At 59.4% G+C, this 25216-nt stretch carries 24 protein-coding genes and 1 tRNA gene; 11 read left to right on the top strand and 14 right to left on the bottom strand.

The features are described 5' to 3' along the window. Positions 1-54 precede the first annotated feature (54 nt). The 7 genes from QPL94_RS02685 to def all read right to left on the bottom strand — a co-directional run bounded on the left by QPL94_RS02685 (position 55) and on the right by def (position 7689). A tRNA-Pro gene (locus QPL94_RS02685) sits at positions 55-131 on the bottom strand. Positions 132-238: 107 nt separating this feature from the next. Then, the gene (gene glyS / locus QPL94_RS02680; RefSeq protein WP_285355330.1) at positions 239-2320 is read right to left on the bottom strand and encodes a glycine--tRNA ligase subunit beta; all 2082 of its coding nucleotides are present in this window, start codon (positions 2318-2320) and stop codon (positions 239-241) included. 2 nt (positions 2321-2322) lie between these two features. Further along, positions 2323-3342, bottom strand: coding sequence for a glycine--tRNA ligase subunit alpha (gene glyQ / locus QPL94_RS02675; protein ID WP_285355329.1), 1020 nt, complete (start codon positions 3340-3342; stop codon positions 2323-2325). A 127-nt stretch (positions 3343-3469) separates the two neighbouring features. Then, entirely contained in the window at positions 3470-4873 is a 1404-nt protein-coding gene (trkA, locus tag QPL94_RS02670; RefSeq protein ID WP_285355327.1) for a Trk system potassium transporter TrkA, read from the bottom strand. Then, positions 4870-6171, bottom strand: a complete 1302-nt coding sequence (gene rsmB / locus QPL94_RS02665; RefSeq protein WP_285355326.1) for a 16S rRNA (cytosine(967)-C(5))-methyltransferase RsmB — start codon at positions 6169-6171, stop codon at positions 4870-4872. The genes trkA and rsmB overlap by 4 nt, the downstream gene beginning before the upstream one ends. Next, a complete protein-coding gene (fmt, locus tag QPL94_RS02660; protein ID WP_285355324.1) occupies positions 6172-7107 on the bottom strand; it encodes a methionyl-tRNA formyltransferase in 936 nt (311 codons plus the stop codon). A gap of 78 nt (positions 7108-7185) precedes the next feature. After that, positions 7186-7689, bottom strand: coding sequence for a peptide deformylase (def, locus tag QPL94_RS02655; protein ID WP_285355323.1), 504 nt, complete (start codon positions 7687-7689; stop codon positions 7186-7188). A 374-nt stretch (positions 7690-8063) separates the two neighbouring features. Here def and QPL94_RS02650 point away from each other — a divergent pair, with 374 nt between their 5' ends. The 8 genes from QPL94_RS02650 (at position 8064) to QPL94_RS02615 (ending at position 14853) form a co-directional block, all read left to right on the top strand. Then, positions 8064-9080: a LysM peptidoglycan-binding domain-containing protein gene (locus QPL94_RS02650; protein WP_285355321.1), complete on the top strand. Its 1017-nt coding sequence runs from the start codon at positions 8064-8066 to the stop codon at positions 9078-9080. Between the two features lie 166 nt (positions 9081-9246). Further along, on the top strand, positions 9247-10407 hold the full coding sequence (gene dprA, locus QPL94_RS02645) for a DNA-processing protein DprA (protein ID WP_285355319.1): 1161 nt from the start codon (positions 9247-9249) through the stop codon (positions 10405-10407). A gap of 26 nt (positions 10408-10433) precedes the next feature. Then, the gene (gene tsaC, locus QPL94_RS02640; RefSeq protein WP_285355318.1) at positions 10434-11009 is read left to right on the top strand and encodes an L-threonylcarbamoyladenylate synthase type 1 TsaC; all 576 of its coding nucleotides are present in this window, start codon (positions 10434-10436) and stop codon (positions 11007-11009) included. 8 nt (positions 11010-11017) lie between these two features. Further along, entirely contained in the window at positions 11018-11944 is a 927-nt protein-coding gene (hemF, locus tag QPL94_RS02635; RefSeq protein WP_285355316.1) for an oxygen-dependent coproporphyrinogen oxidase, read from the top strand. Continuing rightward, entirely contained in the window at positions 11937-12764 is an 828-nt protein-coding gene (aroE, locus tag QPL94_RS02630; protein WP_285355314.1) for a shikimate dehydrogenase, read from the top strand. The genes hemF and aroE overlap by 8 nt, the downstream gene beginning before the upstream one ends. A gap of 83 nt (positions 12765-12847) precedes the next feature. Next, complete coding sequence (locus QPL94_RS02625) at positions 12848-13621, top strand: MotA/TolQ/ExbB proton channel family protein (protein ID WP_285355313.1); 774 nt, start codon at positions 12848-12850, stop codon at positions 13619-13621. Positions 13622-13627: 6 nt separating this feature from the next. After that, positions 13628-14458 carry a flagellar motor protein MotB gene (locus tag QPL94_RS02620; RefSeq protein ID WP_285355312.1) on the top strand — a complete coding sequence of 277 codons (831 nt, stop codon included), beginning with the start codon at positions 13628-13630 and terminating at the stop codon, positions 14456-14458. Between the two features lie 77 nt (positions 14459-14535). Further along, complete coding sequence (locus QPL94_RS02615; RefSeq protein ID WP_285355310.1) at positions 14536-14853, top strand: PA4642 family protein; 318 nt, start codon at positions 14536-14538, stop codon at positions 14851-14853. Positions 14854-14885: 32 nt separating this feature from the next. On the opposite strand, the gene QPL94_RS02610 is transcribed toward QPL94_RS02615, so the two are convergent. The 3 genes from QPL94_RS02610 to QPL94_RS02600 all read right to left on the bottom strand — a co-directional run bounded on the left by QPL94_RS02610 (position 14886) and on the right by QPL94_RS02600 (position 17693). Further along, complete coding sequence (locus QPL94_RS02610) at positions 14886-15341, bottom strand: Hsp20/alpha crystallin family protein (RefSeq protein WP_285355309.1); 456 nt, start codon at positions 15339-15341, stop codon at positions 14886-14888. Between the two features lie 131 nt (positions 15342-15472). Then, a complete protein-coding gene (locus tag QPL94_RS02605) occupies positions 15473-17080 on the bottom strand; it encodes an alkaline phosphatase family protein (RefSeq protein ID WP_285355308.1) in 1608 nt (535 codons plus the stop codon). Between the two features lie 76 nt (positions 17081-17156). Beyond that, entirely contained in the window at positions 17157-17693 is a 537-nt protein-coding gene (locus QPL94_RS02600; RefSeq protein WP_285355307.1) for a gamma carbonic anhydrase family protein, read from the bottom strand. Between the two features lie 207 nt (positions 17694-17900). Here QPL94_RS02600 and prlC point away from each other — a divergent pair, with 207 nt between their 5' ends. Beyond that, positions 17901-19946, top strand: a complete 2046-nt coding sequence (prlC, locus tag QPL94_RS02595) for an oligopeptidase A (RefSeq protein WP_285355306.1) — start codon at positions 17901-17903, stop codon at positions 19944-19946. Between the two features lie 136 nt (positions 19947-20082). Beyond that, entirely contained in the window at positions 20083-20337 is a 255-nt protein-coding gene (locus tag QPL94_RS02590; RefSeq protein WP_285355305.1) for a YheV family putative zinc ribbon protein, read from the top strand. Between the two features lie 353 nt (positions 20338-20690). Here the strand turns inward: QPL94_RS02590 and QPL94_RS02585 are convergent, their stop codons facing one another. Next, a complete protein-coding gene (locus QPL94_RS02585) occupies positions 20691-22013 on the bottom strand; it encodes a Na+/H+ antiporter family protein (protein WP_285355304.1) in 1323 nt (440 codons plus the stop codon). 111 nt (positions 22014-22124) lie between these two features. Then, positions 22125-22355, bottom strand: coding sequence for a DUF1653 domain-containing protein (locus tag QPL94_RS02580; protein ID WP_285355303.1), 231 nt, complete (start codon positions 22353-22355; stop codon positions 22125-22127). A 164-nt stretch (positions 22356-22519) separates the two neighbouring features. On the opposite strand from QPL94_RS02580, the gene QPL94_RS02575 reads away from it, so the two are divergent. Further along, positions 22520-24319, top strand: a complete 1800-nt coding sequence (locus QPL94_RS02575; RefSeq protein WP_285355302.1) for a sensor domain-containing diguanylate cyclase — start codon at positions 22520-22522, stop codon at positions 24317-24319. A 2-nt stretch (positions 24320-24321) separates the two neighbouring features. Here the strand turns inward: QPL94_RS02575 and QPL94_RS02570 are convergent, their stop codons facing one another. After that, on the bottom strand, positions 24322-24708 hold the full coding sequence (locus QPL94_RS02570; protein WP_285355301.1) for a DoxX family protein: 387 nt from the start codon (positions 24706-24708) through the stop codon (positions 24322-24324). A gap of 65 nt (positions 24709-24773) precedes the next feature. After that, a complete protein-coding gene (locus QPL94_RS02565) occupies positions 24774-25214 on the bottom strand; it encodes a group I truncated hemoglobin (protein ID WP_285355300.1) in 441 nt (146 codons plus the stop codon). Positions 25215-25216: the final 2 nt, after the last annotated feature.

Raw genomic sequence — 25216 nt, 5'->3', positions numbered from 1 at the left:
CGTGCCGGGATAGGCTTGGAAATAAGGGAAGTATGACAATGGAAAGCGGGAAAGTGGTCGGCGTGGCAGGATTCGAACCTGCGACCCCTTCGTCCCGAACGAAGTGCGCTACCAAGCTGCGCCACACGCCGATCAACGGCCGGTATTATACGGATTAAGTGGTTATTTACCAGCCCCCGGCCAATAAAACGGCATCCCTGGAGTTAGCCGGCCGATTGGCCGGCGCCCCTGATTTCTGTTAACCGGCAGTAGGCAGGACAGAAATATCCGCCACCCGCAGGAACAGGTTCCGCAGCAGGTTGAGCATGGCCAGGCGGTTGTTGCGCACGGCCTCGTCGTCTGCCATGACCATCACTTCGTCGAAGAAGTTATCCACCGGTTCCCGCAGACTCGCCAGGGAGCTCAGAGCGGTGGCGTAGTCGCCTTTCTCGAACAGAGGCCGCACTTTCTCAGCCTGCTGGCGGATCTGCTCTGCCAGGGCTTTCTCGGCGTTGTCCTGCAGCAGATCGGTATCGATGGTTTCACCGATGCTGTCACCGCCCTGCTTGGTGAGAATGTTGGAGACCCGCTTGTTGGCACCGGCCAGGGCCAGAGCTTCCGGCAGCTGGCGGAAGGCTTCCACGGCTTTTACCCGGCGGTCGAAGTCCAGCGGGCGGGTGGGACGGCGGGCGTGTACGGCCAGGTAGACTTCGGCACTGATGCCCTGCTCTTCATAGTGGGCGCGGAAGCGCTCCAGCATGTAATCCACCACAGTGCTGGCGACGTTCGGCTCGGTGATGCTGCTGTGTTCTGCTTCTGCCCATTCGCACAGGGTCTGCAGGTCCAGTGGCAGCTCCCGTTCGATGATGATGCGCAGTACCCCCAGGGAGGCCCGGCGCAGGCCGAAGGGGTCGCGGGTGCCGGACGGCGGCTGGTTGATGCCGAACAGGCCCACCAGCGAATCAATGCGGTCGGCAATGGCCACAGCGCAGCCGGTCAGTGTGGCGGGCAGGTCATCACCGGCAAAGCGGGGCATGTACTGCTCGTTCAGGGCGCTGGCCACTTCTTCGTTTTCGCCGTCATTGGCGGCGTAGTACTGGCCCATGATGCCCTGAAGATCGGTGAATTCCAGCACCATCTCGGTGACCAGGTCGGTCTTGGCCAGCATGGCGGCACGCTCGGCCAGCACCGGATCGCTGCCGATGGCATCGGCAATTTTGCTGGCCAGGGCGGCAACGCGCACGGATTTGTCGTAGATGCTGCCCAGCTTGTCCTGGAACACGATCGGTTTGAGCTGGTCGATACGGTCTTCCAGTCTGGTCTTGCGATCGGTGTCGTAGAAGAAGGCGGCATCGGCCAGGCGTGGGCGGATAACCTTCTCGTTACCGGAGATCACCTGGCTCGGGTCCTTGCTTTCCAGATTGGCGACGGTGATGAACAGCGGTAGCATCTTGCCGTCGGCGGAAACCACGTGGAAATACTTCTGGTGCTCCTTCATGGAGGAAATCAGTGCCTCGGCAGGCACATCCAGGAAGCGTTCCTCGAAGCGGCCCATCAGCGGCACTGGCCATTCGTTGAGGGCGGTGACTTCGTCCAGCAGGTCTTCATCAATGACGGCCTGGCCGCCGGCTTCGTTCCTGGCGATGGCCATCACGCCGTCGCGGATCTGCTCACGGCGTTCGGCAAAGTCGGCGATGACGTAGCCTTCCTGGCGCAGCACCACTTCGTAGTCACCGGGCTTGGGAACAATCAGTGACCTGGGGCAATGGAAGCGGTGGCCCCGGGTGGTGTTGCCCGGTGTCAGTCCCATGATCGGGGTTTCAATCACCTTGCTGCCGAACAGCATGATGGCCCAGTGGACCGGCCTCACGAATTCGGTACGGTGGGCGCCCCAGCGCATACGCTTGGGGATGGGCAGCGCTGCCAGGGACTGATCCACCAGTTCCGGCATCAGTTCCACGGTGGGGCGGCCTTTTTCGATGGTGCGGTAAACCACCCAGGCACCCTTGTCGGTTTCCAGGGTGTCCAGCTGGTCCGGGGTTACGCCCAGGGAGGTAGCAAAACCGGTCAGGGCACGGGTGGGATTGCCGGAATCGTCAAACGCAGCTTTGACGGCCGGGCCGCGCTTTTCCACTGGCTTGTCCGGCTGGGCGTCTTCCAGGCCGCGAATCCGCACCGCAAGCCGGCGTGGAGCGGCAAAGGCTTCTACCTTGCCAAAGTCGATACCGGCTTCTCCCAGGCCCCTGGTAATACCACGGGTAAAAGCGTCAGACAGCGGCTTGAGGGCCTTGGGGGGCAGTTCTTCGGTGCCCAGTTCGACCAGAAAATCCTGTGTTGCCATGATTATGCGTTCCCCTGTTCCTGCTGAGCTTTTTTCGCTTTCTTGCCCTTCTTGCCTTTTTCATCGGCGGCGTCGGCGGCTGCCAGTACTTCCTTGCGCAACGCTTCCGGTGCCATCGGGAAGCCAAGCTTGCGGCGGCTTTCGAAGTACGCCTGGGCAACAGAGCGGGCGAGCGTGCGAACCCGCAGGATGAACCGTTGGCGCTCGGTCACGGAGATGGCGTGCCGGGCGTCCAGGAGGTTGAATGTGTGGGAGGCCTTGAGTACCTGCTCGTAGGCAGGCAGTGCCAGGCCGGCTTCGATCAGGCGAGCGCTCTCTCGTTCGTACACATCAAAGCTGTGGAACAGAAATTCGGTATCGGCATGTTCGAAGTTGTAGGTGGACATTTCCACTTCCTGCTGGTGGAACACGTCACCATAGGTCACTACGCCATCCGGGCCTTCGGTCCATACCAGGTCGTACACGCTGTCGACGCCCTGCAGGTACATGGCAATGCGCTCAAGGCCGTAGGTAAGCTCGCCGGTCACCGGGTAGCATTCCAGGCCACCGACCTGCTGGAAGTAGGTGAACTGGGTGACTTCCATACCGTTGAGCCAGATTTCCCAGCCCAGGCCCCAGGCCCCGAGGGTGGGCGATTCCCAGTTGTCTTCCACAAAGCGGATATCATGAACCAGTGGGTCCAGGCCCAGCGCCTTCAGGGAATCCAGATACAGCTCCTGGATGTTGTCCGGCGACGGCTTCAGTACCACCTGGAACTGGTAGTAGTGTTGCAGGCGGTTGGGGTTTTCCCCGTAGCGGCCGTCGGTGGGGCGGCGGCTGGGCTGAACGTAGGCGGCGTTCCAGGTTTCCGGGCCGATGGAGCGCAGGAAGGTGGCAGGATGGAAAGTGCCGGCCCCGACTTCCATGTCCAGTGGCTGGAGTACCACGCAGCCGTGCTGCGCCCAGAAATTCTGCAGGGCCAGAATCAGGCCCTGGAAGGTTTTGATATCCGGCGTATTTTCGGAAGTTGCCTTGTCTGTCACGACGTTTGCCTGCTGGTCAGTCTGTGTGTGGCGCCCGGGCGTCTGGCCGGGGCACGCTGGAAAAAAGGGGCATTATACGCCTGCCAATCGCGTATTTCTAAGTCAGCTTCACTGGCCTGATTTTGCGCTAGAAGAAGGTGAGCCCAACCTGGAAAAGTTTCTCCACATCCCGGATCCGGGTTTTGTCCACCAGGAACAGGATGACGTGGTCATCGGGCTGGATCCGCAGGTGGTCGTGGGCGATGAGCACCTCGTTATGGCGAACGATGGCGCCGATGGTGGTGCCTTCCGGCAGGTTGATCTCATCAAGCCGCTTGCCTACCACCTTGGAGGACCGGTGATCGCCATGGGCGATGGCTTCGATGGCCTCGGCAGCGCCCCTGCGCAGTGAGTGAACGTTTACTACGTCACCTCGGCGCACATGAGTGAGCAGGCTGCCAATGGTGGTTTGCTGGGGCGAGATGGCGACATCGATATCGCCGCCCTGGATCAGATCGACATAGTCCGGGTTGTTGATCAGGGTCAGCACCTTGCGGGCACCCAGGCGCTTGGCCAGCAGCGAGGCCATGATGTTGGCCTCGTCATCGTTGGTGACGGCGCAGAACACATCGGTGTTCTCGATGTTTTCTTCCAGCAGAATGTCCTTGTTGGCGGCATCCCCTTCCAGCACGACGGTTTTGCGCAGGCTTTCCGACAGCATCACGCAGCGTTCATGGTCCCGCTCCAGCAGCTTCACCTGGTAGCGTGATTCCAGGGTGTGGGCCAGTCGCTGGCCGATGTTGCCCCCACCACAGATGAAAATGCGTTTGTACGCTTTCTCCAGTGGCTGCAGCTCACTCATTACTGAGCGGATGTGGTCGGAGGCGGCAATAAAGAACACCTCATCGCCATCCTCAATCACCGTGTCGCCCTTGGGCATGATCGCCCGGCCTTTTCTGAAGATGGCAGCCACCCGGGTTTCGATCTTGGGCATGTGGGCGCGCAGGTAGGACAGCTCATGCCCCACCAGCGGCCCGCCCTGGGTGGCGCGGATGGCGACCAGCTGGACCAGGCCTTTGGAAAATTCCAGCACCTGCAGGGCGCCCGGATATTCGATCAGCCGGGTGATGTGTTTGGTAACCAGATGTTCGGGGCTGATCAGAACGTCAATGGGGAAGCCGCGCAGACTGTCCAGGTCCTTTTTCTGTTCCCGTTGATAGAACAGTTCCGGTTTTGCCAGATAGGCATTGGCCCTGACCCGACAGATGGTGGTTGGCGTCTTGTACATCAGCTTCGCCACCTGGCAGGCCACCATGTTGACCTCATCACTGTTGGTAACGGCGATGAGCATGTCGCCATCTTCTGCACCGGCCTGCCTCAGCACCGTAGGATAGGACGCCTTGCCCTGGACCGTACGAATATCCAGGCGATCCTGAAGTTCCCGCAGACGGGTACTGTCGCTGTCGATCACGGTGATGTCATTGGCTTCGTTGGCGAGGTTTTCTGCCAGGGTTCCACCCACCTGGCCGGCGCCGAGAATCAGGATTTTCATGGTTGTGTTTTCTCCAGCACGGCGTAAAAGAACCCATCGTGGCTTTCGGCAGCAGGCAGCAGCTGACGGCCTGTTTCCATGTCGCGGCCCCACAGCACCTCCGGCTTGACCAGGGTCGCGTCATCCTGCTGCTTCAGGAATCGACGAATTATACGGTGATTTTCCTGCGGGAACACGGAGCAGGTGGCGTAGACCAAACGCCCTTCCGGGGCGAGTACCTGCCACATGGCCGCCAGCAGGCCCAGCTGGAGGCTGGCCAATGGCACAATGTCCGATTCCCGGCGCAGCAGTTTGATGTCCGGGTGCCTGCGGATCACGCCAGTGGCACTGCAGGGAACATCCAGCAGGATGCGGTCAAACGGCCGCTGATCCCACCATTGCTCAATATCCGCTGCATCCGCCTGTTTCAGGGTGGCCACGAGGTCCAGCCGGTCCAGGTTTTCCTGAACCCGGGGCAACCGGTCGGCAGACTCATCAATGGCGACCACTTCGTCCAGTTCGCCACAGCTTTCAAGAATAGCGCAGGTCTTTCCCCCTGGCGCGGCGCAGGCATCCAGCACCCGCTGGCCGGGAGCCAGGTCCATCAGGGTGGTGCACAGTTGGGCCGCTTCATCCTGGACACTGACCGCGCCATCGGCGAACCAGGGCAGGCGGTCTACCGGTACGGGGGCTGCCAGTTGAATGCCATAGGGAGCAAACCGGGTGGCGGTCGCTTCAATGCCGTCGTCCGCCAGCAACTGCAGATAGTCGTTGCGGCTGAAGCGGCGGGCATTGACCCGCAGGGTCATGGGGGCTTGGGCGTTGTTGGCATCAAGAATGGCCTGCCAGTCATTGGGCCAGTTGTGACGCAGCTTCTCCAGCATCCAGCGGGGATGGCTGAAGCGGGCGCTGTCGTCGGGCCAGGCGGGCTCCCCTTCCCGTTCCGCCGCCCGCAGTACGCCGTTGACCAGTCCGGTCAGGTGGGGCTTGTCGAGCGCACGGCAGGCTTCCACGGTTTCATTCAGTACTGCGTAGGTGGCCTGCTGGCTGAATCGTAGCTGGAACAGCGCCACCAGCATCAGGTGGTGAACAATCCGGTCCGGTTTTCGCAGCGGTTTTTTCAGGCGGGCCTGCAGTTCGGCATCAAGCCGGTGGAACCAGCGGCAGCTGCCATAGCACAAGGCCTGGAGTTGCGGGCGCTCGTTGTCTGCCACGTCATTCAGGGCCAGGGCCAGGCATTGGGTCAGTGACTGGCCATTCTCCACGGATTGCAGAACCCGGGCGGCCACCGCACGCATTGGCTGACCCCGGTCATTCATTCAGTGCAGCTCCTGGCCGGGCATCAGTATTTCCTTGCCGCCGTTGATCAGGTCGTTGGCTGACTGCGGGCGAGAGCCGGACAGTTGCAGCCGGGTGATCCTCAGGGATTCCAGGCCACAGGCAACGTCGATGCCCTCGCGGCCGCGGCGAATCACCGTGCCGGGATGTTTGTCACTGGTGTCGTCCAGGATTTCGGCCTGGTGAATGCGGATGCGCAGGTCGTCCAGATCGGTGTAGGTGCCTGGCCACGGATTGAAGGCACGAACCAGCCGGTCAATGGCGGGAGCGTCCTGGGTCCAGTCGATATGGCCTTCCTCTTTACTGAGCTTGCTGGCGTAACAGGCCCTGGCTTCATCCTGGGCTTCGCCACGCAGCTCACCTTTTTCGAGGTGCTCCAGCGCCTTGACGATGGCGCCACCACCCATATCGGCCAGGCGATCGTGAAGGCTGCCGCCGGTGTCGTCTTCGGCGATCGGGGTAATGGCTTTCAGCAGCATGGCACCGGTGTCGAGGCCGGCGTCCATCTGCATGATGGTGATGCCGGTCTCACGGTCGCCAGCGGCAATGGCCCGTTGGATCGGGGCGGCACCACGCCAGCGGGGTAACAGTGAGGCGTGGATATTCAGGCACCCGTGGCGTGGGATGTCCAACACGGCCTGGGGCAGGATCAGCCCGTAAGCGGCCACGATCATGACATCGGCATCCAGTGCCCGCAGTTCTTCCTGGGCCTCTGCGGTTTTCAGGGACTGGGGCTGGAACACGGGAATGCCCGCCGCCATGGCCACCTGTTTGACCGGGCCGGGTGTCAGCTTGCGGCCGCGGCCAGCGGGCCGGTCGGGCTGGGAGTAGACGCCAACCACCTGATGGCGGGTTGCAAGCAGTGCCTTGAGTGCGGTGGCTGCGAAATCGGGGGTGCCGGCAAAAACAAGTCGCACGGGTTGTCGTTCCCTGGTCCGTTGAATACAAAAAGACCGGGCTTGCACCCGGTCCCGGTTCATTCCGTTAAAGCTGTCTCAGGCACTTTTCTTGTGGAGCTTTTCCAGCTTCTTGCGAATTCGGGTGCGTTTCAGTGAGCTGAGATAGTCCACAAACAGCTTGCCATTGAGATGATCCATCTCGTGCTGGATACACACGGCGAGCAGGCCGCGGGCCTCGATTTCAAACGGGTTACCGTCCCGATCGATGGCCCTGATCATGCAATGCTCAATCCGCGACACGTCTTCATAGAAGCCCGGCACCGAGAGGCAGCCTTCCTGCATCTCTTCAAGCTCGCCGTCCAGTACGTCCACTTCCGGGTTAATGAACACCCGTGGCTCGCTCTTGTCTTCGGACAGGTCCATCACGATGATCTGCCTGTGCACGTTGACCTGGGTGGCCGCAAGGCCAATGCCGGGCGCATCGTACATGGTCTCGAACATGTCGTCGATCAGCTTGCGGGTCTCGTCTGTCACCTTGTCCACCGGCTTGGCTATCGTGCGCAAGCGTGGATCCGGGTATTCGAGAATATCTAGTATCATAGCGCTGGTACTTTTGGCCTCTGTGTCTGGTTTCCACCGTTATGTTTTGTAACGGTGTGAATACTGTCTCCGAAATGCGACAGCGTACTGCGCATTATCCCATCCCGTAGCTATTATGATCGGGATGAAAGAGCCAGTTTCAACGGCTTGCTGCCGTTTATGGGTCTATTATCCCCCAACTCGGTCATTGAGTACAAACTGATCAGCTGATAGTTAAAAGCTTTCGACAGTAACGTAGAATTTACTGGAAGAACAAAAGATAACATCACAATTTGCGAGACATCTTCTATAGTAGTGGTATAAAAGGCAGAGTACCGGCTGCATACCAAGAACAGAATCTAGCGATTCAAGGCACGCGATCAAGGACATAAACAATGAGGAAACTGCTGTACGCTCTGGCAGCAAGCATGTTGCTGCTAACCTCCTGGGCCCACGCCGCCCCGGATCTGAGGTCCGATCATCCCGAGCGTTACACGGTCGTGAAGGGTGACACCCTGTGGGATATTTCCGCACGTTTTCTGAACAACCCCTGGTACTGGCCGGAAATCTGGCACGTGAATCCACAGGTTCAGAACCCTCACCTGATCTATCCGGGCGACGAACTGGCGCTGGTTTATATTGACGGCGAACCCCGCGTAACCAAGGTGTCCAGCGACCGGGTGGTGAAGTTGTCGCCGAAAGTTCGTTCCGAAGCCATCGATACGCCGATTCCTGCCATACCACTGGACGCGATCAGCAGTTTCCTGACGGATACCCGCATTGTGAGTGCTGAAGAGCTTAACGGTGCGCCTTACGTACTGGAAGGCGAGGACGGCCGCATCATTACCGGCGCCGGTGACCGCATTTATGCCCGTGGGCAAAAACCCGCAGATAATCTGGGCGTTTTCCGCCGTAGCAAGGAGTTTCGCGACCCGGAAACCGGTGAATTCCTCGGCCTTGAAGCCCGTAGTATCGCCAAGGGTGAAGTCATCGCTGAAAACAGCGACGTTCTCACCCTTCGCCTGAAACAATCCAGTGAGGAAGTGCGTATTGGTGACCGCCTGCTGGTGGGTGAAGAACGCCGCATAACCACCAGCTTCGTGCCCAGTTCGCCGGATAGTGACATTGAAGCGGAGATGATTTCGGTCGACGGTGGTGTCAACCAGATTGGCCAGTTTGACGTGGTTGCCATTAACCGCGGTGAACGCGAGGGCCTGAAGCCGGGTAACGTTATGGCGGTCCTCAAGAGTGGTAACCTGGTGCGTGATCCGGTTACCAATGAAACCATTGAGCTGCCGTCCGAGCGTGCCGGGCTGATGATGGTGTTCCAGACCTACGAGAAAATGAGCTATGGTCTGATTCTGCAGGCCACACGCCCGTTGTCGGTTGGTGACAAGGTGACCAACCCCTGATGAACTGACCGCCAACATCAAACGATGTTGGCTGACGTTGAGAGATCTTGAGAGAGTTTGAAAAGGGAGCCGCATCGCCGGCTCCTTTTTTTGTGGCATAATTCCGACCGGTCCCGCCAGGAAGGCGAGCTCCACCACCAGTACCTGATCCACGGAAGGATGTGCCATGCCATTAACGACTCTTGCCCCATCAAATCCTGACCTGTTTCAGTCAGAAACCGGATTCTGGTTACTGCTGTCCTGCCTGCCCGGATTCGGCGCCCGCCGTCAGCAGGCCATACGCGAACACTTTCCGGACTTCCATGGCCTGCTGACCAGTAATGCCGCCACATTAAAAGCCATCGGGCTGGTATCAGAAACCATCGAAGCCCTGGAGGCGTGGCGTCGCCGGGATGCCGTCCATCCGGTAGTGGCCAGCACCCTCGCCATTCACGGGGATTGCGTCAGAACCGGCACCGAGATCCTGACTCTGGCGGATGCGGACTACCCCGAACCATTGAAGCATATCCAGGATCCTCCGCTGGTGCTCTATCTGCGCGGTGACCGCAACCTGCTTGGGCGGGAGCAGATCGGTATCGTTGGCAGCCGAAACGCTACCCGGGCCGGGCTGGAACATGCCCGCGCCTTCGCTGCTGCGCTGGGCAGGAAAGGCCTGCTGGTAACCAGCGGGATGGCCCTGGGTGTGGATGGTGCTGCCCACTCCGGCGCGCTGGATGCGGGTTTTCCGACAGTGGCGGTGATTGGCAATGGCGTGGACCAGCCCTACCCCTATCGCCACCGCAGCCTCAGCGAACGCATCGTCGCAAATGGCGTCATTGTGTCCGAATACCCACCGGGCACCTCCGCCAGAGCGGGCCATTTCCCCCGGCGAAACCGAATTATCAGTGGCCTCAGCCGCGGCATCCTGGTGGTGGAAGCAGGGCTGAAAAGCGGCTCCCTGATCACCGCTCGCCTGGCGCTGGAACAGGGGCGCGAGGTCTTTGCCATTCCCGGCTCCGTGCACAATCCCCTGGCGCGTGGCTGCCATGACCTGATACGGCAAGGTGCGAAGCTGGTGGAAACCGTGGACGATATCTGTGAGGAACTGGGCGCCTGGTGGAGCACTCAGGGACAGGAAGAGTCTCCAGCCCCGAAGAGTCTGGTGACGGCAGGCCTGGACTCGCGGGAAATCGCGGTTCTGGAGGCTTTAGGGTATGATCCGCAATCAACCGATGATTTATGCTCAGTGACGGGCCTTCCCGCCGACCAGTTGATGCAGTCGCTGCTGCTTCTGGAGCTCCAGGGGCTGGTGGACTCTGCACCCGGAGGCTTTCAGCGGATTGCCTGAACAGCATTCAGTGACCTGACGATCCGATGAAAAAACCACAGCAACCTTTGTCTGACTGGCACCTTCATTGTGCCCGCCGCACCCTTCTTGGTGGTGGTGTTATTGCTTACCCTACCGAAGCTGTCTGGGGCCTGGGCTGCGACCCCTGGGATCCGGATGCAGTCGAGCGGATTCTTGAGCTGAAGCAGCGCCCGGTCGAGAAAGGCGTGATCCTTGTGGCCGCCTCTGTCGATCAGATACGGTTCCTGCTGGATCCGTTGCCACGGGAGCTGCAGGAAAAAGCCGTGGCCAACTGGCCGGGCCCGGTGACCTGTCTGTTGCCGGATGTCCTGAAACAGGTCCCGGAACAGGTAAGGGGGCGCCACAGCTCCATTGCGGTACGTGTCAGTGATCACCCGGTCGTGCGCGCTTTGTGCGAGACTGCGGGCTTCCCTCTGGTGTCCACGTCCTGCAACCCTGCTGGTCGTCAGCCGGCGCGAACCTCCTGGCAGGTGCGACGGTACTTCGAAGGGCAACTGGACTGGCTGGTGCCGGGGCAATTGGGCGGTAACCGCCAACCCAGCCGAATTATCGATATCGTCAGCGGAAAACAACTGCGTTAGGAGTTCTCATGCCACAGCAACCCGACAGCAATGCCGTCAAACAGTACCTGCTGGGACTACAGGAGCAGATCTGCCAACGGCTGGCCGAGGTTGATGGCAAGGGCAGTTTCGAAACCGACGCCTGGGACCGGCCCGAGGGTGGCGGCGGCATCAGCCGGGTTATCACGGAGGGTGCGGTCTTCGAGAAGGGTGGGGTTAATTTCTCCCACGTCATGGGCGAAACCATGCCCGCCTCTGCCACCGCGCACCGGCCCCATCTCGCAGGTGCACCCTGGCAGGCCATGGGCGTGTCCCTGGTGATGCATCCTTTCAATCCCTACGTGCCGACATCCCACGCGAACGTGCGGTTTTTCGTGGCGACACCGGAAAATGCCGAACCGGTGTACTGGTTCGGCGGTGGCTATGATCTCACCCCCTATTACGGCTTCGATGAGGACTGCGTGGCGTGGCACCGGGTGGCGAAGGCAGCCTGCGATCCCTTCGGTGAGCAGATCTATCGCCAATACAAGCACTGGTGTGACGACTACTTTTACCTCAAGCACCGGGACGAGCCCCGGGGCGTTGGCGGGCTGTTTTTTGATGATCACAATACCGGGGATTTCGGCCGTGACTTTGCACTGATGCAATCCGTGGGCGATAGTTTCATTGAGGCCTATGAACCTATCGTTCAGCGGCGCAAAGATACGCCCTGGGGAGACCGCGAGCGGGAGTTTCAGCTGTATCGCCGTGGCCGCTACGTGGAATTCAACCTGGTGTATGACCGCGGCACCCTGTTTGGCCTGCAGTCCGGCGGCCGTACCGAATCCATCCTGATGTCATTACCCCCGCTGGTGCGCTGGGAATACCGGTATACGCCGGAGCCGGGCTCGGAAGAAGCACGGCTGACCGAGCATTTCCTCACCGGGCGGGACTGGCTGGAGACTGCCAATGAATAACGATCTATACGCTGTGGTGGGTAATCCCATCAGCCACAGCAAATCCCCCCGTATTCACAGCCTGTTTGCCAGCCAGACGGGTGAAAATCTGGAATACACCGCCATCCAGGCCCCGGAGGATGATTTTGCCGGCACCGTCACCGGATTCTTCCAGCGTGGTGGCCAGGGGCTGAATGTCACCGTGCCCTTCAAGGAACAGGCCTGGAAGCTGGCCGACCGGCGCACTGAAAGGGCGGAACTGGCCGGAGCCGCCAATACGCTGTATCAGGACAGTGAAGGCTTACTGACCGCGGATAATACGGATGGCAAGGGTCTGGTAATGGACCTTACCGAAAACCACTGCATCACCCTGGCGGGTAAACGCATCCTGGTGCTGGGTGCAGGCGGAGCGGTACGGGGTGTTCTGGGGCCTTTGTTGGCGGAGAAACCGTCGGCCCTGGTCATCGCCAATCGCACCGTTGCTAAGGCCGAGGGGCTGGTGACGCTGTTTGAACCCCTTGCTGAGCAGACCCTGCTGGAGGCGTGTGGATTCGAGGAGCTCAAGGAACCGTATGACCTGATCATCAATGGCACCAGTGCCAGCCTGCAGGGTGATCTGCCACCGATTTCGGCAAATGTGATCGGTACCGGCACGGTGGTCTACGACATGATGTATTCTCTGCAGACCACGACTTTCAATCAGTGGGCGCTGGATCACGGAGCGACGCTGGTATTTGACGGCCTGGGCATGCTGGTGGAGCAGGCGGCCGAGTCGTTCCGGATATGGCGTGGCGTCAGTCCCGAAACACGGTCGGTGATCGACGAACTGCGAAACGACTGAGCTCGATCCGGGTGCATGGGCTATGCTCAGCAAGTGTGTACAGGTGTACAAGATTCCCAAAGGTTTCTGATGTAAGGTCTCTGATGGATATTCTCACCCTTGTGGGGCTGGTGGCAGGCGTTCTGATTGTAGTGCTCGCCATGCTGGCCAACGCGTCGATTCTTACCTTTCTCAATCTTCCCGGGCTGGCGATCGTATTGGGCGGTACCTTTGCCGTTACGCTGATCAAGTTTCGCCTGCCCTCGGTCCTGGGTGCATTCCGAATGGCGTTTGCGGCTGCGTTTACCGACCGCGTGGAACGGCCAGCGGACCTGATCCGGGAGGCAGGCGCGCTGGCACTGGTGGTGCGCAAGGAAGGTATCCTGGGCCTGGAGAACCACGACACCCGCAACGAATTCCTGCGCAAGGCCATCAACCTGTGCGTCGACGGACACCCGCCAGAACTGGTCGAGGAAGCGCTGGCCCAGGAAACCCAGCAGACGGCAGAACGCTATGACGTTGCCGAGCGGGTGTTTCGTGGTATCGGTGAATCCGCGCCGGCCATTGGTATGCTGGGCACCCTTGTGGGTCTGGTACAGATGCTCAATACCCTCGATGACCCCGCTTCCATTGGCCCGGCCATGGCCATTGCCCTGCTGACCACGCTCTATGGCGCCTTTATCGCCCAGTTGATCGCCCTGCCCCTGGCGGACAAACTCCAGCTCAAGGCGGAAGACGAGGCCCGCAATCAGGTGCTGATTACCACGTCGATACGCAATATCATGCGTGGAGAAAACCCACGGGTAATGACTGAGCTACTGTCTTCGTTTGTGACCCCGGAACAGCGCACCAACCTTGCGCCGGAGCGGGAGGCGTAGGTTTTGATGTTGCGCCAGCCAGTCAAAAAGAAGAAGCATGGCCGGGGTTCTCCGGCCTGGATTGTGACCTTTGCCGACCTGGCGACGCTGTTGCTGACCTTCTTTATCCTGCTGTTGTCCTTCGCGGAGATGGATGTCGAAAAGTACCGCGCCATGGCCAACTCCATGGCTGTGGCCTTCGGTAGCAACCAGGTGCTGTCGGATGGCGTGGGTGGGTCACCCTTGACCCTGATCGAGTCCGATTCGGTGTCCCTGCCGCAACCCACCGATACCGCCGCCAGGGAGCCTGAGTTTATCGACGAGCGTGCCGAAGGAGAGGCGCCCACCAGGATTTCTGCCGGGATCATCGAGCTGGCCAGCCGCATGATTGAGGAACTGGAAGCGGAAGTGGCTTCCGAGGCATTGACCGTCACTTATGATGAAACCCGGGTGGTCATCCGTTTCTCCGAGGAGGCCACTTTCCGTTCCGGTGACGCCACCATCAAGTCAGAGATGATTCCGATCATCGAGCGGGTGGTGGATGTGCTGTCCGGTTGCAGCGGCGACGTGCTGGTAGCCGGTTACACGGACGACCGCCCCATCTCCAGCGGCCGTTATCGCTCCAACTGGGACCTGTCTGCGGCACGGGCGGTTTCCGTGGTCCATGAGCTGGTACTGAACCGGCAGGTACCGGCGGAACGGGTCGTGGCTGCCGGCCGTGCGGAAACCAACCCGCTGGCGCCGAACGACAGCGCTGAGAACCGGGCGAAAAACCGGCGTGTGGAGATCGCCATTCGGGACCCGGAGTGCAGTGACAAGATCGATACCGGGCAATTGCCGGTGGAAATCATGCCCTGACCGTGCTTTATACTGTGCGGCCCCAAACGAACACATTTACTGATTCAATTTGTCGATACACAAAGGCCAGAGAGATTATGAGCGGACCAGACAAACCGAAAGTTATTGGTGAGGAATGGAGTGATGAGCGGGTAAAGAGCTTTCTGGCGATTACTCCTTACGACAGCACTGTCAACGCTGACTTCAATGCCCTGATCAAGGCCTACCAGGCCATGATTGCCGAAGATTTCGAGCGCTTTGTCGGTTTCTTTGTGGAAGCGGGGCGGGATATCAACGCCGTGGACGAAAACGGCGAGACGATTCTGGATCTGGTTTCCCGGCACCGCCGCAGCACCGCATACGCAGAGACACTCAAAAAGGCCGGAGCGAGAACAGCAGCAGAGGCCGGGAACTGAGCCCCGGCTCTGCCCTTTCCAGCCGTGCCGGATTACTGAACGTCTACCTCAATGGCCTTGGGTTCCGCCGGCTCGGCCTTGGTCAGCGTCAGGGACAACACGCCATCCTTGAAATTGGCCCGGATGCTGTTTTCGTCCACATTTTCCGGCAGGGTAAACCGGCGCAGGAAACTGCCATAGAAGCGCTCAATGCGGTGATGTTTCTTGTCGTCGGTCTCTTCCTCATGCTTGCGTTCACCCTGAATGCTCAACACGCCGTCCTGCACCGTGACTTTCACGTCATCCTTGGACATACCCGGTAGTTCGGCCTCAATGTTGAAGGCCTCCGGGGTTTCCTTGATATCCACGGCCGGGGCCCAGTCGCTGCGGCTGAACAGGTCTTTGCCTTCCCGTTCTCCATTGCCGCGTGCCAGGCCAAACAACCGGTTATAACGGTTCATCAGGTCATCGAATTCGTTGACCGGATTCCAGCGGGTTATGTTAGCCATACGAAACTCCTCCTACGAAATTGAAATAACACGTTGATGTCAGCTTCAATCGCGGAACAGCTCCATACCGGCGGCGCCAGCCGGATGGTTATCCGTGAAGTTCTGCTATCTCTCAATGTTGGAGCAATTGGTCAGTTTTCAATAGGTCGGCTGTTAGAAATTTCCACTGCTCTGGAGGATGAGCCAAACTGTTGCTGAAGGAAGGGCCGGAAACGGGCCATGGCCGGGCCTTCCCGGTCCCTGTCGGGTTGTGCCCCCCAACGGAATCCCGGCAGCCTGTCGTTGGCGACAAAGGGAGCCACCAGCTCCGGATCGGCACTGATGATGTGCACAATCACATCCCGGCTGGCACTTTCGCCGGTGATCAACGGCGCGGGTTGATGGTCGCCGATCAGCACCAGCAGAGTCTGGTTGTCGACATGCCGGATGGCGTACTCCGTGGCTACATTCAGGGCGTAATCGAGCGCACGGCCATAATGCTCACGCACCCGTTGCGGATCGCGCCACAGACTGGCCGGTGCCTCGCCGCTGTCTTTCCATTGATTGAAGGTTTCACCGTCGCCGATGCTGTCCCAGTCTTTCAGAACCGGCAGCACCGGTACCCAGGGGGCATGGCTGCTGATCAGTGCAATTTCGGCAAACAGCGGCGTTTCCGCCCGGTCGCGAACGCTACGCTGGAACCAGGACCAGGTGTACTGGTCCGGCATGGTAACCCAGTTAAGGGCGGGCCCCCGGTAATCCATGGTGGAGGACTCATAGATACGGTTGTAACCGAATGCCTGGCCTTCTGGCCAGGCTTCGGTAATGGCCGGCATCACAGCTACCGTGTCGTGGCCGGTGGTGTCCAGGTCGTCTATCAGTGTGGGGAAGTCGCTGGCCAGGAATATCTCGTAGTCCAGCTGGGTTTTGATCCATTGGCCGCTGAGCAGGGTGGTGTGTGCCAGCCAGGACTGGCCGCCCTGAACCGGCGAGCGCAGGCGACCGGTTACGATGTGCAGGCCGTCCTCCTCCAGCGCTTCCTCCATCTGATCCAGGCGAAGGCTGATCAGTGGCCGGTAGCGGGGGTCGGTGAAGGCCGAAATACCGTAGGATTCGATAAAGCCGAGGATTACATCGGTTTCCGCCAGTCCCGTCAGGGGTGTGGCCTGGGCGGCATCCGGAGTGTCTTCAAGGTGTTGTCGGAAAGCCAGCGTCGACTGGTGGGTATCTGCCGCCAGCTGAATCTGTGTCGCTGCCAGCCGGGAGGCGCTCAAACCCACAGTGGACTGGGGCAGCCACGATACGGCTACCGCGATAGCGCCTGCCACTGCCACCACGCGGCCAGCTCTGGCCGGAGTACCGGCACCAAGCTGTGACAGCAGCCTGCCGACAAAGCCACCGAGGCCGGCAAAGGCGATGGCCAGTGCCAGAATGACCAGTAGCGACAGACCAAGCCCCAGGTTGCTCTCCATCAGGTCGAACACCGAGCCTGCTACGCCCAGCTCCAGATAGAGATTGAACGACCTTCCGATGCTCTGCCGCACCAGCACATCGCTCAGGGCAAAGAAAGCCAGTACCGCATACAGCACACCAATGGTGCCGGCCAGCAGTTGCTTGCTTCTCCCGCCCGGCAACACCGTGAACAGTCCGGTCAGCAGCAGTGCATCAGCGGCAATCCACGGTATCCAGGGATAGCGCGGTAGCAGCAGTGCCAGGAACAGCCCGTTGAGCAGTAGCGTGGTGACTATCAGCCGTTTCATATCGACGCCTCTGCTCCTTAATAGAACAACACAGGCTAATACGCTGGCACTGTCGGTTTCAGATTAAATGGCCGGATCAAACCTCATTCAGGTATTCGTCTTTGAGCTTCACGTAATTACTGGCGGTGTAGCGGAAAAAGGTTTTTTCTTCGTCCGACAGTGCCCGAGCCTGGCGGGCGGGTGAGCCCACATACAGAAACCCCGATTCCAGGGTTTTCCCCGGCGGCACCAGACAACCGGCGGCGACAATCACCTCATCTTCCACCACGGCTCCATCCATAATAATACAGCCCATACCCACCAGCACCCGGCTACCGATGGTGCAGCCGTGTAGCAGTGCCTTGTGTCCAACCGTGACATCGTCACCGATCGTTAGCGGGTAACCGCCCGGATTAAAGTCACTGGCATGGGTTATGTGCAACACAGACCCATCCTGAATGCTGCAACGGTCACCGATGCGGATTCTGTGCATGTCACCGCGAACCACCGTCATCGGCCAAATGGAAACGTCATCACCCGTCTGCACGTCACCAATCACCACTGCACTTGGGTCTATCCATGTGCGTTCTCCAAATTGTGGCGTGTTACCCTTGTTTGTTCGTACATTCGACATTACATACACCATTAGAATGGATTGATGCTTGTGAGGAAGGAGTCTCTGGGGGAGGCCTTTCCGAAACACGCTCAAGCACGTCCCTGTGGCGCTTGAGCTCCGCCATCCATGGCTCCGCACAGTTTCGGAAAGGCCTCCCCCAGAGACTCCCCAAGCATGGGAGTTAACTCAAATTACCGTAGACACCCGTAGCTGGGAAGAGGACTTATGAATAACCCGTTACTGACCGACGACCTGTTGCCAAGGTTTGACCATGTTCGCACTGAACACATGGAACCCGCAATCGACCAGATTCTCAGCGAAAATCGCATGAAAATCTCTCAAATAGCGCAGCAGGACGATCCCACGTGGGAAACCCTGGCGCAACCCATGCAGGCAACCGAGGACCGGCTGGAGCGCGCCTGGTCGGTGATTTCCCATCTTAACGGTGTCATGAACAGTGACGAACTCCGGAAAGTCTACAAGACCTGTCTGGAAAAGCTCACCGAGTACAGCACCGAGCTGAGCCAGAACGCCGAACTCTGCGACGCCTACAAGAAACTGGCGGCCAGCGACGAGTTCAAAGAGCTGAGCGAAGCCCAGCGCAAGTCTGTGGAGAACACCCTGCGGGATTTCCATCTTGGTGGTGTCGACCTGCCGCCGGAACAGAAAAAGCGTTATGCCGATCTTTCCATGGAGATTTCGGAACTGTCCAACCGCTTCAGCGATAACGTTCTGGATGCCACCCAGCACTGGTTCAAGCACATCACCGATGTGGAAGACCTGGCTGGTGTCCCTGAGTCCGCGTTGGACGGTGCGAAACAGGCAGCGCAGCAGAAAGATCTCGACGGCTACGTCATCACCCTGGACTTCCCCAGCTTTTATCCGGTGATGACCTACTGTGACAACCGGGATCTTCGCCGCGAAGTCTACGAGGCTTTTGTGACCCGGGCTTCCGACATGGGGCCGGACGCCGGTACCTGGGACAATACCCCGGTGATGGCGGAAATTCTCAAACGCCGCCATGCCATGGCGAAGCTATTGGGGTTCAACAACTACGCCGAACGCTCCCTGGCCACCAAGATGGCCCGCAGTGTGGACGAGGTTCTGGAGTTTCTGAACCAGCTGGCAGCGAAATCGAAGCCCATCGCCGAGCGGGAGTTTGCCGAGCTGAAGGCGTTTGCCAAAGACACTCATGGCGTTGACGACCTGCAGGCCTGGGATATCGGCTACTACAGCGAAAAGCTGCGCCATGACCGCTACGATATCTCACCGGAAACCCTGCGCCCCTGGTTCCCCGTCGACAAGGTGGTGCCTGGGCTGTTTGCGGTTGCTGAAAAGCTGTTTGATATCCAGATTGAGGCCAGACCGGAAGTGGAAACCTGGCACCCGGACGCCACCGCGTACTGCATCAGCCGTAATGGCGAGCCGCTGGCCTGGTTCTACCTCGACCTGTTCGCCCGCCAGGGCAAACGCGGCGGCGCCTGGATGGCCGACTGCCGGGTACGCTGGCGCAACCTCCGTGGCCAGTTGCAGCTGCCGGTCGCCTTCCTGACCTGTAACTTCACGCCACCGGTCAACGGCAAGCCGTCGCTGCTGACCCACGACGAAGTGACCACCATGTTCCACGAATTCGGCCATGGCCTGCACCATATGCTGACCCAGGTGGACGTGCTGGATGTGTCCGGTATCAACGGTGTGGCCTGGGACGCGGTGGAACTGCCCAGCCAGTTCCTGGAAAACTGGTGCTGGAACCCGGATTCCCTGGCCCTGATCGCTTCGCACCACGAAACCGGTGAACCGTTGCCTGAGGATCTGCTTCAGAAAATGCTGGCGGCCAAGAACTTCCAGTCCGGCATGGCGATGGTGCGGCAGCTGGAATTCTCGTTGTTCGATTTCCGCCTGCACGCGGAATTCACCGAGGAAGCTCCCACCAACCCGCTGGACATGCACCGCAAGATACGCAGCGAAATCGCGGTGGTGGAAGCACCAGAGTTCAACCGCTTCCCCAACAGCTTCTCCCATGTGTTTTCTGGCGGCTATGCCGCGGGCTATTACAGTTACAAGTGGGCGGAAGTATTGGCGGCTGATGCCTTCTCTCTGTTTGAAGAGCGAGGCATCTTCGACCCGGAGACCGGCAAGGCGTTCCTGGAGAATATTCTCGAGAAAGGTGGTTCCCAGGAACCCATGGCGCTGTTCAAGGCCTTCCGCGGCCGTGAGCCGCAAGTGGATGCGTTGCTGAAGCAGAATGGCATTACGGATGATGCTGCGTGATTTGACTCGAAGCTGGGTTGTCGGATTACGGCTTTGCCTAATCCGACCTACCGTGAACTCGAGCCTTTTGTAGCCCGTAGGTCGGATTAGGCCAAAGGCCGTAATCCGACAACCGGATCAGAATTCGGAGCATTATATGCCAACCCCAAAACGCTTCATCGCCGGCGCTGTCTGCCCCCGCTGTGCGGAGATGGACAAGATCATGATGTTCACCACCGACGACGATGACCAGGTCCGCGAATGTGTGGCCTGCGGCTTCACCGATGCGGTGTCCGACGCACCCCCGGCTCCGGCCAATCCGGAGCTGGAAACTCGCGTCAACAAGCGCGGCAACGAGGACGACCATACGGTCAAACAGGTGGTGTTTTTCAAGTCTGGGGAGGAGGACTGATACTTTTGGAGTTTGCCCTCCTTTGTAGCCTGCTGGTTTCGGAGGCCTGGAGGGCGTCGTGGTGCTTTCTTCTGGGAAAAAGAACTCGCTGTCGCTCAGACACCTTTTTCCCGGCAGAAAGCACCCCAACACCCTCCGGTTTGAACCAAAAAGATATCGCTGGAAAGGACAGTCACGAGATGTGTGTCCTTGGCGATATCCTGGGTGTTCATTCGTGAGGGGGCAGGGGGATTTTTTCTCGCCAGAAATGGGTGTCTGAGCGCAGCGAGTTCCATTTCAAGAGAAAAAACTCCCCCTGCCCCCTCGCAGCCCCCAATCCAACCAGGCTACAAAAAGGCAGGCAACTCCCAACCCTAAAGAACCATAGCCGCCACCCAACCAAAGCCCAACAGGGGAAGGTTGTAGTGCAGGAACGTAGGCACCACCGTATCCCAGATGTGGTTGTGCTGGCCGTCGACGTTGAGGCCGGCGGTGGGGCCGAGGGTGGAATCGGAGGCCGGGGAACCGGCGTCGCCCAGGGCGCCGGCGGTGCCTACCAGGGCCACGATGGCCAGGGGGGTGAAGCCCAGGTCCAGTGCCAGAGGCACGTACAGGGCCGCGATGATGGGGATGGTGGAGAACGACGAACCGATGCCCATGGTGATCAGAAGGCCGACGACCAACATCAGCAATGCTGCCAGGGCCTTGTTGTCGCCGATAGTAGCAACAGAACCTTCCACCAGGGTGGCGATTTCGCCGGTTTCGCGCATCACTTCCGCAAAGCCTGAGGCGGCGATCATGATGAAGCCGATCATCGCCAGCATCTTCATGCCTTCGGTGAACAGGTCATCGGCCTCCTTCCATTTCACCACGCCGGACAGGTTGAACAACACGAAGCCCGCCAGCGCGCCGAGAATCATCGAACCCAGCCACAGCTGCACCACGAAGGCCGCCACAATGGCGACCACGGCCATGAGCAATGTACCGCCGTTGTAGTTCACATCCACCCGTTCAGTGCGGGCGATGGCGTCCAGGTTGTAGTGCCGTTCGCCGCGGTAGCTGAAGAAGACCGCCACCAGCAAGCCACAGAGCATGCCCAGGGCCGGCAGGGCCATGGCGGACATGACGTTGAGGCCGGTGGCGTCGATGCCGTTTTCGCCTATGTTCGCCAGCAGGATTTCATTCAGATAGATGCCGCCAAAGCCCACGGGCAGGAACATGTAGGGAGTAATCAGGCCGAATGTCAGTACACAGGCAACCAGGCGGCGGTCCATGTTCAGTTTTGCCATCACGTACAGCAACGGCGGCACCACCAGGGGGATGAAGGCGATGTGGATCGGCAGGATATTCTGGGACGACATGGCGATGGCCAGTAGCAGGCCGATAATCAGCAGGCGTATACCGCCAGCGGCCTTGCCGTCATCCTGCCGGCCCACCAGGGCCAGAGCCTTGTCGGCAAGGGCATGGGCAAGGCCGGATTTGCCGATGGCGACGGCGAAGGCACCCAGGGTGGCGTAGGACAGCGCGACGGTTGCCCCGCCTCCGAGCCCTTCGTTGAACGCGGCAATGGTGGCGTCCAGTGACAGGCCGCTGATCAGGCCTCCGGCAACGGCGCCTATGATCAGGGCAACGACAACGTGGATGCGGCACAGACTCAGGACGAGCATGATAGCTACCGCAGCAACAACGGCATTCATGGCAGACTCCGGGATTTCGGGATGGCTTTCAGCGCCCTGAAGCAGGGGGCAGTTCAGGAAAGCGCGCTAATGTGCCGGAAACGGGTGCTGCAGTCAAAACCGTGATAACCGTTACTTGTCGCCCACGTAGGCAAACCGGGGAACCTGCTCGCCGGCCAATTCCACGGTTTCGCGGAACATCGACAATGGCCTTACCCACAGGCTGTAGTCGCCGTAAAGGCAACGATAGACCACCATCTGCTCGTCGGTTTCACTGTGGCGGGCAACGCCGATGACCTCGTAATCCATGCCCTTGTAGTGGCGATAGCGGCCAGGGCGGAGTTCCGGTTTCCTGGTGGTCATTGTATGCTTCTCCACGCGTAGCCCACGGCTACGTGTTTTTGCAAGGCGGACGTGCTTCCCGTAAACGTATAGACTGAGACTGATTGAGCGCAGGGAGGCATCGTAACGGATTGTTGGCTTCGTCAGTCTAGTTGAGTTTTCTTGTTCCGGGTAAAACAGACACTATGAAATTTCCTGTTGCTTGCCAATTGTGGCGCTTACTGCTGTTGGCACTGCTGCTTGCGCCTGTCCCGGCGCTTGCACAGGATGCTACCGTGGCCTGGGTCGAAGCTGCGGAACCGGAAACCGGAATCGAGGATATCCGGGCGTTACCGGAATCGCAATGGCAGCCAGCGGCCGGTGATGAAACCCTGAGTTTCGGCTTCAGCAACAGCAGTTTCTGGCTCCGGGTCAAGGTGCCGGCGGAACCGTTCAATCGCGTGCTGGAAATTGGCTATCCCCTGCTGGACGATGTCCGGGTCTACTGGTTTGTGGGTGGCAACCAGGTGGAACGCCACGCCACCGGTGACCGCCGTGTGTTCAGTTCTCGCCCCATCCACCACCGGAATTTTGTCTTCCTGGTGCCCTCCAATACTGAGCCGGCCACCGCGTATGTCCGGGTTCGGAGTGAGGGGTCAGTGCAGATACCCGTGCAGGTCATTGCCTCGTCGGACTTCCTGGAGGTTGAGCAGCTGGATTTCGGCTGGCAGGCACTGTTTCTGGGCATCATGATTTCCATGGCCCTGTACAACCTGTTCATTTTCGTGATCGTCCGGCACCTGGCGTACTTGTGGTATGTGCTCACCGTTGTTGCCTCGGCCCTGGTGTTGCTCAACTTCAATGGTCTGGTGTTCCAGTGGCTGTGGCCGGACCTGCCGATCATTAACCGGTATTTTACGGTCCCGGCTATCTCCGCCAATATGTTCTTCGCTGCTATGTTTACGCTGAGTTTTCTGGCAGTGCGACGATACAGCCCGGGGGCTCACCGATTCCTACAGCTGATTGTGCTGACGAGCATTGGCTGCTTCATCTATGGCCTGTTTGGCAGCTATCAGAGTGCCACAGTCCTCATCAGTGTGGTGGCTGCGGTCGCTACTCCGCTGACCTGGTTAATAGGCCTGGTTGTCTGGTACCGGGGGCAGGTGCTCGCTGGCTTCTATGTGGTGGCCTGGACGCCCCTGTTGCTGGGGCACCTGGTGATGGCTGTCAGCAAGATCGGCCTGATTCCGACCAATGCCCTGACCGAGACTGCGCCGCAGATTGGAGTAGCGCTGGAGGTGATCCTGTTGTCATTCGCCCTGGCCTATCGCATTAACCTGGAGCGACAGCGCCGGATTCGGGCCCAGGAACACGCCCTGGAAATCCAGCGCAAGGCCAATCAGACGCTGGAAGCCCGGGTGCAGGCCCGAACGGAAGAACTGGAGCAGGCCAATGAACAGCTCAAGGCCGTTTCCATTACCGATGGCCTGACCCAGGTGGCCAATCGCCGTCGCTTCGACGAGAAACTGGAAGCCGAGTGGAACCGTGCCCTGCGCCAGGGGCATCCCCTGAGCCTGATCATGTTGGATATTGACCATTTCAAGCGGGTAAACGACGACCTTGGTCATCTGGCGGGAGATGATTGCCTGATCAGCATTGCCAGGGCTTGTGCGGATGAAATCCAGCGCTCGGGTGACTTGCTGGCACGGTACGGTGGTGAGGAGTTCAGTGTTTTGCTGCCTGCGACACCGGAGGCCGGGGCCATCAGTGTGGCAGAGCGTTTGCGGGTAGCCGTCGCAGCGACGCCGGTGCCTGTGGATGATCAGGCTGGTCCGGTGAACCTGTCGGTCAGTGTTGGTGTCGCGACAATCATCCCGGAGCCGGGGAACCGCCCTTCAGACCTTATAGCCCGCGCCGACGAAGCCCTCTACGCGGCCAAGAACGCCGGTCGCAACCGGGTGATGGTGTTCCGGGAGAGCGGCGCCGAGACGGTTCCCGGCTCCTAGCGTCAGTTCTTCAACTTGTAGCGACCCGGGCCGAGAAATATCACTGCAACGGCAATAAACAGGAAGAAGCCCTGCAGTTCCAGCGCCCAGCCGCCGTTGTTCCCCAGGGCCATCAGCTCGTGGCTGTGTACCAGCGCTATAGCCACCAGCATGTTGAAGACAATCAGCAGTGCGCCAATGCGGGTCTGGTAACCGAGGATGACCATCAGTGGTGCCAGTAACTCTCCGATGAAAACGCCCCAGGCGAAAAATGCCGGTATACCGTGGCTGGCCAGTTGGCCTTCAATAAATCCTACCCCGTGGAACAGCTTTGCGATGCCATGAAACAGCAGCAGGCCACCAAGGGTGAGGCGAACAATCAGTTTTCCGAGGTCTGCATTTTCCAGCAACGTCTTTCTCCCGTCAGATAAGGATCATGGATAAGCGGGCAAGCTTAAACGGTTTGCCGCCAGTCTCAAAGGTTACGGATCTGCGGGTACAGGGGCACCAGTCGTTTGATCAGCCGGTTCTGGGCACCCGTGGGGATATTGTTCTGTTCCATGGCGAGAATCAGGTTTTCGGCAAGGGCGTTGAACTGGGTGTCCGTAACGTTCATGTCGGCATGGCTTTCTCGCATCTCCCTGCCGGAATAGGTGCAGGGGCCGCCGCTGAGCTCGCAGAGCTGGTCCGTCAGGTTGCTATGGAACTGCCGCACGTCAACGCCGCTGAACTGCTCATTGATGCGTTCATCCTCAACGATCAGATAGAGCAGGTCTTCCACAATGCTGGCGATACCGGATCGTTCACCAAGCTGTAGATACAGAGACTCCGGGCGGTCGGTTTTTTCAGCCATCGACTGGCAGCCGGCAAGTGCCAGCATTGTAACCAGAGCTACGGCAATGGCGGGGTATCTCATGG

Origin of the sequence: Marinobacter sp. SS13-12, assembly GCF_030227115.1 — a bacterium.
Lineage (GTDB): Bacteria > Pseudomonadota > Gammaproteobacteria > Pseudomonadales > Oleiphilaceae > Marinobacter.
This window is presented reverse-complemented; position numbering and strand designations above follow the sequence as displayed.